Origin of the sequence: Candidatus Methanoperedens nitratireducens, assembly GCF_000685155.1 — an archaeon.
Lineage (GTDB): Archaea > Halobacteriota > Methanosarcinia > Methanosarcinales > Methanoperedenaceae > Methanoperedens > Methanoperedens nitratireducens.
Map to the genome: position 1 here is coordinate 120,849 of NZ_JMIY01000007.1, position 13,395 is coordinate 134,243.

Sequence of the window (13,395 nt, forward strand, 5' to 3'; positions counted from 1 at the left end):
GAATGGCAATAGCCATTCCATTTGACCGTTTTATTTAACATCCTGTGGTTACGATGCTGTTCGTTCCTATTATATCCTGCCCATCATATGTCTTTCCGGTTATGGTCACCTGTGTATCGCCGCATTGGATTCCAGTATCTTCAGTCCTGAAGTTAAGCACGAGTTTATCAGCTTTATTGTCGCTTTTAACTACCTCGGCTCCGTCAGGTCCAAATCTTATACTTGAAATGTCTATACTGCTGACATCAAAGCCTGCAGGAGTGTTGTTAAAGATGGTTACTTTAGTTGTCCCTTTTCTCTTTGGGTTGATGCGATCCGGCTTAATTTCAATGCTCACTGGAATAGCAGATTGAATCAACGTGAAGCTTGATTCTCCCTGAGATATAATTCCCTGATCTGTGCTGGCCTTCGCAGTCACAGTATATGTTCCAGGTGTAGCACCAGTTGTATCCATTGTTACTTTGTACTTTAGCTCAGTATGAGTACCTGGGCCTCCGTACCCATAACCATAGCCGTATCCATAGCCGTATCCATAACCACCGGTCCAATTACGTCGATCTATTAATGATATATTGTAGTTACCTTTTACTATATAGTCTCCGACTGAATTGAAATCACTTACATTGAATACAAGTGTTCCACCTGGTGATCCTGGGATCACAGGAAGATCTTCAACAGAGATGCTAGCAATGGAAATTGTCTCATCGTCACCGATTGTAATATTGACGTAAAAAGATCCGGTCTCTCCAACAGGACGGTTATTTAAGTCGTCTGTATTTATTGCTACCTGAACCGCTTGAGCAGATCCTGAAATAATCAACATCGCTACAATGGAAAGCGTAGTCAATATACTAACAGACTTATTTCGTGTTCTTTGACTTTTCAATTTTAATCCTCCTAAAGAAGACGTTAACGGATTTATTTTGTGTTCTTCTACTTTTCAATTTTCTAACAGATTTATTTTGTGTTCTTCAACTTTTCAATTCTCATCCTCCTAAAGAAGATAATTTAATCATAATGATCATAATTATTTAAACCTGGCGACAATTTGTGTAAGTTTCGGATAGTTTCTGACAGTTTTTACAGTTTATAATGATAATAATTATGATAACTGTCGACAGGAATATATCCTCATTATACTATTTTTGTCTGGAAAGGTGCACAAATGATGGTAAGTATCTACCCCAACAGATCGCTCAGCCATCAGTTCCACTACAGGGTGGAGCACCGAACTATGGATGATATAAGGAGGTTTTATGAATTATAGCCGCAACCGAACACAATTCCTGCATAAGCCATTAACCCTACCACAAAAAAGCGAGACACTGGTTATGGTAAAGGGCGAGGCTAAGGTTAACGAGATAGATTTGAGAAAAAAACCAGTCAAACTGGCAATTACTATCCCCGCCTATAATGAGGAGAGCAGCATTGCCCAGGTAATACGCGAGATACCCAGAGAGATCGAAGGTATAGATGAGGTTGAAGTAATAGTCATCAACGATGGATCAAAAGACAGGACATCTGATGTAGCTAAAGAGGCAGGTGCGGATAAGATCATCCAGTTCCCTTCGAACAAAGGGCTTGCAATAGCCTTTAAGGAGGGAATGAATGCTGCCATAGACAGTGGCGCTGATATTATTGTGAATATAGATGCAGACGGACAGTACAACACCCTCGAAATACCAAAGCTGATCAAACCCATACAGGATGGAAAGGCTGAGTTCGTGCTTGGCTCAAGATTCGCAGGTACTATCGAGCACATGGTTCCGCAGAAGTGGTACGGAAATAAACTTGCGACTTTTGTCGTGGGCCTGGTATCAGGAATAAAGGTCTCTGATGCCCAGACCGGGTTCAGGGCTATCTCAAGAGAGGCAGCTCTCAAGCTTGTGATCCATTCAGGTTATACCTATACCCAGGAGACGATCGTTCAGGCAGCCCACAAAAGGATAGGTATAGTTGAGGTTCCTGTTGAGTTCAGGAAGAGAGATGGTGATGGGAACTCCAGGCTTATATCAAGCGTGATAACATATGCAAAGCGCTCAGTAATAACCCTTGTAAGGACTTATACCTCCTACAATCCTCTCAAGACATTCACTTATCTGGGCGGCGGAGTTTTTCTTCTTGGGGGTATCCTTGCCCTCAGAGTTTTGATTCATTTCATCAGTACCGGGATGGTCACTCCTTATCTTCCGACTGCATTACTTTCGTCGGTGCTTGCTATAATCGGATTTCAAATAATTGTGATAGGGTTGATCGCGGATATAGAGCACCAGAACAGGCATGTTATGGAGGAGGCTCTGTACAGGATGAGGAATATGGGATGAAGGTAACGATAATCGGCACACTTCCGCCGATAAAAGGTATTTCTCCTTACTGTACTGAACTTTTAATGGCTTTATCAAAACGTGTTGAAGTTGAGTTCATAGGATTCAAATCCATCTATCCAGATTTTTTGTATCCCGGGGGAACTACTTTTCGGGATGAAAAATATGAAATGCCAGAGATAGGGAATACAAGCATAAGGAACATATTGGCATGGTATAATCCGCTCTCATGGCTATGGGCCGGACTTACAGTTAGAGGAGATATCGTGCATGCGCAATGGTGGGCACATCCTTTGGCTCCAGTCTTTTTTGTGACATTGTTCATAGCCAAACTGGGCGGAAAAAAAATTATTATTACAGTACATAATGTGCAGCCTCACGAGAAAAACAGAATTAATACTTTTCTAAATAATATAGTACTTAGACTTGGAGATTCGTTTATAGCTCACGGTGGAAAAAATAGAGAGAGTTTATCACAAATCTACAATATCAATCAAGATGAAATTGCAGTTATACATCATGGAATTTTAACGCCTGTAACGGTAAGAGGTATAACAAAGGAGGATGCTAGAAAGTTTCTAAATATATCTTCAATTAAAAAAGTACTACTTTTTTTTGGGAATTTAAGAGATTACAAAGGGCTTGATATCTTACTAAAAGCAGTGATGCAAATTGTTAAAGAAAGTGAGAATGTGATTTTATTAATTGCTGGGCAATCATGGGAGGACTGGTCAAAGTATCAAAAAATAATTGATGAAAATAAATTAGAGCAGTATATTATCAAAAAACTCGATTTTATTCCTCCTTCTGAAGTGGAATATTATTTTTCAGCATCGGATCTGGTAATTTTACCTTATAAATATTTTGATTCACAAAGTGGTGTAGGTGCACTCGCATTGCCATTTAAGAAACCGATGGTAGTTACCAATGTTGGAGGTTTATCTGATTTTGTTAAGGATAAGAGGGCAATAGCAGAGCCAAATGATCCACAAGATTTAGCTGAAGTGGTTATTGAAGTATTTAGAGATGAAACTTTGCTTTTAAAGCTGGCAAAGGATTCAGAAGAGCTTTTAGAGGAGCTAAATTGGGATAAGATTGGCGAAGAGACGATTAAGATGTATGATAAATTCTGTTTGAGAAGATAGATTTATGGATATAAAAGGTATGGAAGGAAGGGACAAAATAGTTCTTGCAATAGCGATATTTTTTTTCATAGTCTACTTGTTATCTCACCCCAGATATTTGGATGATTATCCTGTTTTTATATCACCTGGTGAAAATTCTGATTATTTTTTCTCAAAATTATATCAGAACACAGGCGATTTGAGAATAGAAGTTCCGTTATATAACCTTCTTCCACAGAATATAACAGTTGCATTTACCCCCAGAGACTCCGCTCAATTTCAGGGTTATATAGTACCCAAACGTTTCTTAGGTGTTGTATTGACATTTGGAGTAATGTCCGTAATTCATGAGAATAGTATTCTCCTATTCATGCCCATATTCGGAGTATTTACAGCCATTGTATTATATTTAATTGCAAGAGATATCTTTTCTAAACAGGTTGCATTAATTGTCTATATTTTAACGTTACTTTTTCCCCCTTTTTGGATACTTAGCACTTCACCTATAAAGGGGGATCTACCTTTTTTATTTAGTCTTCTTTTGGGCATATTCTATATAGCAAAGTTCTTATTGGATAACCAGAAGAAGAATCTTTTTTTAAGTTGCCTATTCTTTTTTATAAGTATTTATTTTAGATTAACTGCTACTCTACTATTTATTCCAATATTTCTTTTTCTTTTATATCGATTGCATAAAGATGTCTCTTATAAAAATGTTTCCCGAAATTTTTATATTAAATTTTTAATAATAGGTTCTCTAATCATCATGCCTATTCTATTACTTAATAATGAATTATACGGAGACTTTTTAAAAGCAGGGTATTTTATTTCTCAAGATATTACTGAATCAACAATTATCCCTGAACGTAATATATCAATTTTAAAATTATATAATATATATGCTACTAATTACCTATCTGCTTTTCCTATTCTACTCCTAGCTTTAGGAATTGCAGGATTGACTAATTATGACACTAAGAGGAAACGATTTATAACTTTTTATACAATATATGCCTTTATAGTACTATTCTTATACTCTGGTAGTACCACGTTATGGGGAACTCAGGGTTTCTATATAAATAGTTCATTTTTACGATATATGCTTCCAGCGTTTCTATTATTAAACATATCCTTAGCTTTTTTAATTTCGAAATTAAATCGCAACATGAGGCTAATTATTATTATGGTTTTGATTGTATCGTACATAAATATAGTATTTCTATCTCCAGCGGGAATAATTGATACGTATGGCAATTTACAGAACAATAAGGAATATAGGGATTTTATTTTAAATAATATTCAGCCAAGATCTTTTGTTGTTACTCAATATCATGATAAGATATTGTATCCTCATACATACATTATAAGTAGCCCATATCTCTCAGAGAATATTTTACCAGCTGATTTAGGCCTCCTCGGGCTCGCTTCATACATTCCTGAACAAGACATATATAATTTCAAACTGCTTAAAGTTGCAGAAACTGGAGCCAACGTGTATATAGCTGGCAATGAACCGTATCTAAAAAAAATCTCGTTAGAATCATTAAAGGAATATCTGGAAATAAATAATTATACATTAGAGACTATAAAAAAAGATTCATTTGTATTGTATAAAATCACTAAACTAAACTGATTAATTTGCATGTTATGAAATAGATGGAGTTGAATTAGGAAATGAGTAGATGTTTGATATTTGGAGTTGATGGCGCCTCATTAGATTTGATACAGTTATGGGTCAAGGAGGGCAAACTACCATCATTTGAAGAAGTAATAAACAACGGAATAATTGGAAATCTAGAAACAACAATCCCGCCTCTAACTCCCTGCGCATGGTCTTCTTTTATGACAGGGAAAAATCCAGGAGAGCATGGTATTTACGATTTTTTTCATTTAGATGCGAACCATGATATGAAATTAAATACTTCTAAAACCAGGAGATCCCAGGATCTATGGGAATATTTAAGTCAAAATGGTTTTAAAAATTTCGTTTTTAATGTTCCATTCACTTATCCTGCTAAAAAGATAAATGGGATCATGGTTACTGATTTTACAACACCATCGATAGAAGTAAATTTTACATATCCTCTCAGCTTAAAGGATGAAATTTTAAGAGAATACCCAGATTTCAGGTTTTCAGAGAATTGTAAATACTCAGAGCGCAAGGAAGATATACGAAAATTTGCCAGGGAGATTATGGATTTGGCTGATATGCAGTTCAAAATTTCTACGGACCTGATAAAAAAAGATAACTTCGATTTCTCTATGATCGTCTTTATGACTACAGATCATGCACAGCACTGGTACTGGAAATATATGGATAAAAACCATCCGGAATATACAGAGGACAATGAGTTCGAGGAGATGATTTTAAGGGCTTATCAGAAAATTGATCACTTTTTAGGTAAATTTATGAAAATGTTCCCGGAGCATAATATAATTATTATGTCAGATCATGGTGGAGGACCTTATTATAAAGATGTTTCATTAAATAAATGGTTGATGGATGAAGGCTACCTTTTCCTAAAGACGAGACGGTCCCTTATCAAGATGACAACAGATAAAATAGGAATCAATAAAATAATCTCATTTGGATTAAATATTGGTCTTTGGGGGCTTATTAATAAAATTCCTGAACTCAAAGATTATGTACGAAATGGACTTATTCCGACATTTCAGGACGTCGATTGGTCGAAAACTCTTGCCTACTCTTATGGATATTATGGTCCAATATACCTTAATAGCAATCGAATTAACAGCAAGGAGGATAAAAAAAAATTGAAAGATGAAATTGTTAAAAAATTGATGGATTTGAGAGATCCCTATACAGATCAACCAATTATGAAAAATATTTGGGGAAAAGATGAATTATACAAAGGCGATAACATAGAAACATTACCTGATATTATTATAGATATGGGAGGCCCTTATGGCTCTTCAAGTAACTTTTTGTTCAGTTCCAATAGCATTTTCTCTGAGCCTAAAACATTCAAAAGCGGAGATCATACAGTTTATGGAGTATTCATGGCTTATGGCCCGGATATTAAAGAAGGGGTAGAGATAAATGGAGCAAAGATATATGATATCGCTCCTACCATCCTCCACATGTTTGGTATTCCAGTACCCGCAGATATGGATGGCAGGGTTTTAAATGAGATTTTTAAAAACGAGAGCCAGGCTGGAAAAGGAACACTAGAGTCTGAAGCGAGTGATAGCAAGAGAAAAATTATCAAGGCTAAGATAAAAATATTAAAAGATAAGAGAAAAATATAAATTAATATTATCAGGTGATTCTAATGGCATCTATGGGACAGGGAGCTGTCTATTTAATGATCTCAAATATTATTTTTCTGGGCAGTGGCTATGCTATCCATGTTGGTCTAGGTCGGTTGCTCGGACCTGAAGATTATGGTATATTTGGGGTAACTATAGCCATAATTACTTTTGTTGGTCTACTATTGAGAAGCGGGATTACTCAGGCAGCTTCTAAGTTTATTGCTGAAGATACAGAGAAGAGCAAAATAATAGCTCAGAAAACTGCAAAACTACAGTTTGTTTTTGGGATAACTGTTTTTTTAATATATTTTTTTTCATCAGAATTGATCGCGGATATGTTCGGAGATAAGGAATTGATACCTTACATAAAACTATCTTCCTTTGCAATTTTAACCTATGCTGTTTTTGCCCTGTATTTAAATATTGTAAATGGTTTAAAACATTATGGCGACCAGGCCAGAATGCTGTCAATCTATTCGCTGGCAAAATTGGGGGGCGTATTTTTACTTGTAGCTCTGGGTTTTGGCATATACGGTGCCGTTATAGGCTTCATCCTTGCACCTGTTGCCGGGGCTATTGCGGGTATTAAATATTTAAAAATCGATTTTATCAAGAATATTGGAGATTTTGATATTAAAAAACTGATCTATTTCGCAGCGCCACTAACAGTATTCGCAGTTAGTTATAATTTGATCGGGTCTATAGATCTATTTCTAGTAAAAAGTATTTTATCAGAGAATATTTACACAGGCTACTATACTGCATCCGGGACTATTGCAAGGGTACCTGCATTCTTATTCCTGGGGCTTAGCATGGCTCTTTTTCCTGCGGTTTCTAAAGCAGTTATTAAAAAAGACCAGACACTCACAACCAGCTACATTCAGGATTCCCTCAGGTATATGCTAATGCTAATAATACCCGTCTCATTTCTTATAAATGCGACCGCAGATGATTTAGTTTCTTTCCTGTACTCAGCAAAATATGCCCCGGCGGCAGAGCCTTTAAAAATTCTGATTTTTGGGTGGGCTTTATTGGCGCTGTTCCAGCTTCTTGCAACTATACTGAGTGCAGGAGGCTATCCCAGGCTTCCTGCTTATATCGTTTGTCTATCTTTACTTATTTCCTTCCTGTTCAATTCGATTTTAATTCCAGTGTACGGATTACCTGGAGCAGCACTGGCAACGACAGTAACTGGATTGTTCGCGGTCTCACTTGCGGCGTTATATGTCCATAAGATCTACAGGGCATCAGTTGGTTTATCTTCGATACTGAAAATTTTCGGCGCATCAGTGGTGGTAAACTTCTTAGCAGGTAATATAAAGATTCATCACTATTTTCTTCCAATCGAATATATAATACTCTTTGGGATTTATATTTTATTTCTATTTTTTTTACGAGAGATCAATAACAAGGATTTTCAAACATTTAAAAACTTAATAAAAAAAGAGGTAACTGTATAGATTCGAGTACAATATGAAAAATATAAAAAGGTTTAGAAAATAATATGAGGGATTTTAAATGAAATATAAATGGATTATATTTATTCCGGCTGTTATTTTTATTTATTTGTTATATGCAAGCCTGCTGCCTTTCGGCGGTGCGGCGATCTATAACATAGATGTTGGGGCTGATGATCTTCAGGGAATGGCAAAGCTCCAGGGTCCAGTGGAGAGAATCTCTGAACCTGAAGAAATAGATGGCATCACATTTCGAAATCTGCAGGCGGGACGGGTGTATTTTAATTTAAAGAGCCCCAATCTGAAGGACAGGGGAGAAGTTACAGTAAAGGTAATCTTCAGGGATAATTTTCCAGAAGGACAGAAACTCATGGTAGGAGCAAAAAACAATGATAGCCCAAGTTATGCATGGAAAGAACTCTATGTGCCATTTTATGAGGTTCTGAAGGAGTACCCATCTATAAAAATCGATAATAAACAGGTAATTACGATAAATGCCCCTGCCGAGCTATCAGGTCTGGATGATATGCCGGAAGGATCAGTCATCTCAGCGAATACAGATATCAACCTGAACCCCTATGTGGAGACCATAGAGAATACAGGCAGTAAGAACCTGAGCATCAATGTTACCCTGAGGGGAAGTCATACATTCTATACTTATGTAGATGATGGTGCATTGAATCTTAACCTCTCAAAGCAGGACCTGAACTGGAATAACGGTACGGATGAGCTTAAAATAGAGGTATATTCCGATAAAGATAAGCTCATTGGAGATGGAGCTATTCCTGATGACGGAGAACAAAACAAGACTAATATTCTGGGCCCAGTACAAAAAGCAGCCTTTTCCTTTTCAGATCTGGATAAAGGGGTCTACAGGATTGAGCTGATAAGTGGGATAGATCTGCTCATCAGGGAAATAGAGATAGACAAGGGCAGGTTAGTGGTAGAAGGGAGGCTATTTGTTGTCGGGAGCAATCCTGCTTATTTTAAGAGTGAAAGCGCCGTGCCTGTAGAGGTCTATTTTAAAAATCCGAGAAACAGCACTGTGAGCTTTCAAACCTATCATGCCCCAGGATTGCAGAACATAACAATGAAAAACGGCACCGCAAAAACCGTAGATATCAATAGGACCAGTGAGTTATTTAGCTTATCCCTGGAACAAGATGAGACGATGAGCGCGTTTATCTCTGAAAAGGGTAATGTCATAATCGACTCGATCAATTATTTCTCCTTCACTGAGGATTCATACTTCACCCCGAAGAAGTTTAGGGTTGTAAGTCTGAAGCCTGATCCAGGATGGGTCAAAGATAATGTTGACTATGTCATCCTTGAGTACGATTTTCCTGAAGGCAATGATTGGAAAACGGGCAGAGCGGGATGGAACATGAATGACTTATACATCAAGGATAATACACTGAGCTTCAGCTTCAATGTTCCACATCTGGGAAGGGAAGAATTTCGTAATTACACTATACCTGTTGATAGGATAGAGATTGAGGTAAAAACACCCCCGATATGGGAGAGGATCAGATGAACATCGAAAGACTGGAAAAGAATAAAATGGTGATGCAATTCCTGGAATTGAACCATGAAATTTTCTCCATCTTGCTTGCGACCTTTCTCCTTCTACTTCTGGCTGAGATCATCTGGACCGGGAGCATCTCGGCTTATATGAATACTAACTATCTTCTAATAATCGTAACAGTATCGGGTGCAATTTCGGTCATCACCAGAAAGGAGGAAGAAAAAGCAGAAAAGATTGAGTTGACAAAAAAAGACTACCTGTATATCGGGACACTTGGTATAGCAGGTACATTGATAATCTGGTACAAGATTAAAGATATCGGGAATTTAGCTTACTTGATCTCCATCGTGTCTGGTGTACTTATTATAATGCTCTCATTGTTGCTTTTTGAGGAGGATGAAAAAGATGGTTGATATTGTTGAGATAATAAGGATAATCTTCGGCTCTGTATTTGTGATGTTCCTGCCGGGTTTTGCATGGAGTTTTGTGTTCTTTGCAAAAGAAGAGATCGACTGGATAGAGCGGATCGCTCTATCTTTCGGCTTAAGCATTGCACTTGTGCCTCTGGCAGTATTCTGGCTCAACTACCTTCTGGGGGTGAAGATCGGTATTTTAAATGTATCCATCGTGGTTCTTGCCCTGACCGGCGCAGCCGCTGGAACATACAGGCTGAAAGGGAAATATACCCTCGATGACCTGCTGGCACTGCTCAAGGGACGGCTGCAGAATGAGTAGAGAAGTAATAAGGGCTTCTTTATACCAGCTTTTAATAATATACGCAATACTTGTTTTTCTCGCTGGTCTGGGTACCATCTCAAAATACACCCTGCATTTTGAAATCTTCGCTCTTGTACTGGCTGTTTTTGGTGCTCTGTCCATCAGAAAGGAGAATAAGGACAATAATGAGATAAAGTTTCCGCCTGTATTGATAATCCTCCCTTTTATCATCATCCTTGTCTCCAGGATCATTCCTTATCTGAACAACAGCATTCCACTGGGCTATGATCCCGGTATTTACAAATATGTAATGGAGACCTACCTGGAAAGTCTGCCAGATCTTCCAAAAGAAAATACAGACCTGTGGATGAGAAGCTGGTCTCCTCCCGGTCTATTTGTGATCACAGACCTGCTTTATTTGATCGGCTTTGATACTCATTCAATTTTAACCTGGGTCTTTATTTTTTTTGAATTGCTGCTGGGTCTGGGGATTTACGTTACAGCAAGCAGGTTTTTTGGAAAGGGAACTGGAATTTTGTCGCTTTTTATATACTCGATCTCGATAACCCAGTACAAGGTATTCTGGTACATGTATTACAAGAACGTTGTTGCTCTTTTCATCATGCTAATCGCCCTGTATTTTTTAAGATCCCGCAAATACCTTCCCTTCATCCTTACAGCTTCATTTGTGGGCGCTGTGCACAGGCCAACCTTTATGATATTCGGTTTAATATATCTCGGCTATATCATTTCCTGTAGAAAAGAATATATTAAAAACGTTTTAGCCGGCGCGATTATTTTAGCACTTACGCTGACCTTTTACACTCAGAACATAAGGGAAGCGATATTTGATAAAATCGAGCCAATAATTACTGCGAATATTGGTGCCGGGACCTTTATTTCACTCTCCACCTATCAGTTATTGTCGTTATCTTATCTTCCATTTGCTCTGCTTGGATTTCTTATCCTTGCACGGAGAAAAGATTTCAACCTCTTTTTCCTCTGGTTTTTGATAACTGGAGTGATAGTGTACTTCAAGCTGATATTTTTCAATAGATTTATTATTCACCTGGATGTGGCAATGATCATCCTTGCCTCCTTCGGGTTTTATGAGCTCATAAAATTTAATAAAAGGATCGGTACTGCTACACTGCTTATTTTGTTCTTATCTTCTCTGCTCGTAATGAATCAGAATATTAGTGACACAAAGCCGCTTATCAGTGAGAAAGAGCTGGATATAATAAAACAATTTAACAATATAGAGAGCGATGCCTATGTTATGTCCACATCAAGCTACTATTCACCATGGGTCCTGGGCTACAGTGGGAGAAAAACTATTGCGCCCGGGTTGTTTGATCATAATAGGTGGAATCTTGAAGAATGGAGGAAATTCTGGGAAACAGACGATAAAGAGAGAGCTGTAGAGATGCTTGATGTTTATGAAAGACCATTGTACATTTATTTAGGGGAAATGAGCAGAATAAATGAGAGAAAGTTTGAAAACGGGTGTTTTGATAAAATACTCCAGGAGAATAAAATAAAGATATACAAGGCTATATGTAATAATACAGATATGCGACAGGATTATAATTACGTCAATCAAGAGTAAACTCAAACCTTTTTCCGTTTACGTTCAGCACTAATTTTTTCGGGCTTGCACCTTCTTTAAGACGCTCAAAGAAGACTGCCCCTTCTCTCATTGACTGGGGATATAGATCAGTCTGTGCTATTCCTGCACTTCTTGATATTTTTATGTTCTCATATTGCATACCATTGTTATCTATTAGTATAGTACCTGATCCCAGTTTGAACTGTTTCTCTTCATTCTCTGTATTTTTAACAGACAACCAGATACTTGTAAATGTAATCCCTGAAGTTACACTCATTACAGTAATCTCAAGCCCACTATTAGATAAAGGTACACCGATCTCTCCGATCGTATCCTCCTCTGCTTTAACCTGGGTTGTGTTAATAGTGAAATAGACCGTCCGTGTAGAAGCATTGCCAGCAGTATTATTAGCGAATATAGTCAGTTTATGGGTTCCATCCTGAATGGGTCTGTAAACCTGGATGTAGTCGTACTCAGCATTTGAATTCACTGCACTTAAACGGGAATTTCCCTTTAGATATGGTTCGCTGTCTATATGCTCAATATACTGTGCATCATCTATGAATGTCTGGATTTTACTGCCGTTTAATACGATCTTCCATGTATGCCATCTGTCAGGGTCTATACCTGAAAGCTTTGTACTGGATAAGGTGGTAGAACTCTTGTTGTCCACTTTATTCAACTGGAAGTTGTTGTAAGCATCAGGGGTTTGTACGCGATAATATTTGCCCTGTCCATCCCATCGCAGGTCTATAGATATGGATTTCCCTGATGTAATCTTCGCCTTTGTCTCTATTATATAATTGTCCCACTCTGGCTTACCTAAAGATGAGGTCCCCCCTGTCGTGATGTAATTTCCCCCTTCCACGCGCCATTTACCGCTTTCTTTCCATCTGCCCTCTGTTGTTTTACTGAAATCATCGATGAATAGTGGATTAAGCCTGACAAAATCTATCTTTGCAGTAGTTCCATCATTGGGGATCGTAACTTTAGGCCCCCCATCAATTGAGATAGAAACACTATCCAGGTTGCTACCTGTGACAATAAAATCCAGAGGAGGCGTACTGGTGCTGTAGGTGATGTTTTTCGGAGAGTTGATCTTTATACCGGGCGCCGGGATTGAGACCGGAGTTTCTGCTGGCGTTGGATCAGGCATTTTATTCTGCTGTTCGCCTGGCGAGGAGCTATTACCCTGCACTCCGCTCCAGTAGGAAAATACTATGAGAGTAAGGAAGATTAATATAATAAATGCTGCGCTGATAAGCTCTCTCCGATGATGCATTTTTCCACCTCTCTCACGCCAGCTCCGAAGTGACGAGCGCTTCTCAATTATTTTGTCTCTATCTTCATTTTTCACAACTTCACA

11 protein-coding genes are annotated in these 13,395 nt (G+C 38.0%); 9 read left to right on the plus strand and 2 right to left on the minus strand.

What is annotated here, in order from left to right:
* Positions 1–34: 34 nt before the first annotated feature.
* The gene (locus ANME2D_RS12560; protein ID WP_206741776.1) at positions 35–886 is read right to left on the minus strand and encodes a hypothetical protein; all 852 of its coding nucleotides are present in this window, start codon (positions 884–886) and stop codon (positions 35–37) included.
* A gap of 370 nt (positions 887–1,256) precedes the next feature.
* On the opposite strand from ANME2D_RS12560, the gene ANME2D_RS12565 reads away from it, so the two are divergent.
* From ANME2D_RS12565 to ANME2D_RS12605, 9 genes are read left to right on the plus strand one after another with little or no spacing between them, the layout of a single operon-like run.
* A complete protein-coding gene (locus tag ANME2D_RS12565; protein ID WP_241763371.1) occupies positions 1,257–2,324 on the plus strand; it encodes a glycosyltransferase family 2 protein in 1,068 nt (355 codons plus the stop codon).
* Complete coding sequence (locus ANME2D_RS12570) at positions 2,321–3,469, plus strand: glycosyltransferase (RefSeq protein ID WP_048092340.1); 1,149 nt, start codon at positions 2,321–2,323, stop codon at positions 3,467–3,469. Before ANME2D_RS12565 ends, ANME2D_RS12570 begins: the two co-directional genes overlap by 4 nt.
* 4 nt (positions 3,470–3,473) lie before the next feature.
* Positions 3,474–5,081: an ArnT family glycosyltransferase gene (locus ANME2D_RS12575; protein ID WP_048092342.1), complete on the plus strand. Its 1,608-nt coding sequence runs from the start codon at positions 3,474–3,476 to the stop codon at positions 5,079–5,081.
* Between the two features lie 41 nt (positions 5,082–5,122).
* Positions 5,123–6,718: an alkaline phosphatase family protein gene (locus ANME2D_RS12580; protein ID WP_081810276.1), complete on the plus strand. Its 1,596-nt coding sequence runs from the start codon at positions 5,123–5,125 to the stop codon at positions 6,716–6,718.
* 23 nt (positions 6,719–6,741) lie between these two features.
* Entirely contained in the window at positions 6,742–8,181 is a 1,440-nt protein-coding gene (locus ANME2D_RS12585; protein WP_048092350.1) for a flippase, read from the plus strand.
* 58 nt (positions 8,182–8,239) lie between these two features.
* Positions 8,240–9,712, plus strand: a complete 1,473-nt coding sequence (locus ANME2D_RS12590) for a hypothetical protein (protein WP_048092352.1) — start codon at positions 8,240–8,242, stop codon at positions 9,710–9,712.
* Entirely contained in the window at positions 9,709–10,116 is a 408-nt protein-coding gene (locus ANME2D_RS12595; RefSeq protein WP_157834119.1) for a hypothetical protein, read from the plus strand. Before ANME2D_RS12590 ends, ANME2D_RS12595 begins: the two co-directional genes overlap by 4 nt.
* Positions 10,109–10,438 (plus strand): DUF1616 domain-containing protein, encoded by a 330-nt coding sequence (locus ANME2D_RS17055; RefSeq protein ID WP_052368915.1) that lies wholly within the window; start codon positions 10,109–10,111, stop codon positions 10,436–10,438. The genes ANME2D_RS12595 and ANME2D_RS17055 overlap by 8 nt, the downstream gene beginning before the upstream one ends.
* Positions 10,431–12,029: a hypothetical protein gene (locus ANME2D_RS12605; protein ID WP_048092361.1), complete on the plus strand. Its 1,599-nt coding sequence runs from the start codon at positions 10,431–10,433 to the stop codon at positions 12,027–12,029. The genes ANME2D_RS17055 and ANME2D_RS12605 overlap by 8 nt, the downstream gene beginning before the upstream one ends.
* Here the strand turns inward: ANME2D_RS12605 and ANME2D_RS12610 are convergent.
* Complete coding sequence (locus ANME2D_RS12610; RefSeq protein WP_157834120.1) at positions 12,016–13,386, minus strand: family 16 glycoside hydrolase; 1,371 nt, start codon at positions 13,384–13,386, stop codon at positions 12,016–12,018. The two genes, ANME2D_RS12605 and ANME2D_RS12610, sit on opposite strands and share 14 nt — an antisense overlap.
* Between the last annotated feature and the right edge of the window lie 9 nt (positions 13,387–13,395).

What these genes read in the sequence shown, in the direction of transcription:
- ANME2D_RS12570 (WP_048092340.1), top strand. Translation starts at nt 2,321, where the DNA reads ATGAAGGTAACGATAATCGGCACACTTCCGCCGATAAAAGGTATTTCT.
- ANME2D_RS12580 (WP_081810276.1), top strand. Translation starts at nt 5,123, where the DNA reads ATGAGTAGATGTTTGATATTTGGAGTTGATGGCGCCTCATTAGATTTG.
- ANME2D_RS12605 (WP_048092361.1), top strand. Translation starts at nt 10,431, where the DNA reads ATGAGTAGAGAAGTAATAAGGGCTTCTTTATACCAGCTTTTAATAATA.
- ANME2D_RS12575 (WP_048092342.1), top strand. Translation starts at nt 3,474, where the DNA reads ATGGATATAAAAGGTATGGAAGGAAGGGACAAAATAGTTCTTGCAATA.
- ANME2D_RS12595 (WP_157834119.1), top strand. Translation starts at nt 9,709, where the DNA reads ATGAACATCGAAAGACTGGAAAAGAATAAAATGGTGATGCAATTCCTG.
- ANME2D_RS12590 (WP_048092352.1), top strand. Translation starts at nt 8,240, where the DNA reads ATGAAATATAAATGGATTATATTTATTCCGGCTGTTATTTTTATTTAT.
- ANME2D_RS12565 (WP_241763371.1), top strand. Translation starts at nt 1,257, where the DNA reads ATGAATTATAGCCGCAACCGAACACAATTCCTGCATAAGCCATTAACC.
- ANME2D_RS17055 (WP_052368915.1), top strand. Translation starts at nt 10,109, where the DNA reads ATGGTTGATATTGTTGAGATAATAAGGATAATCTTCGGCTCTGTATTT.
- ANME2D_RS12585 (WP_048092350.1), top strand. Translation starts at nt 6,742, where the DNA reads ATGGCATCTATGGGACAGGGAGCTGTCTATTTAATGATCTCAAATATT.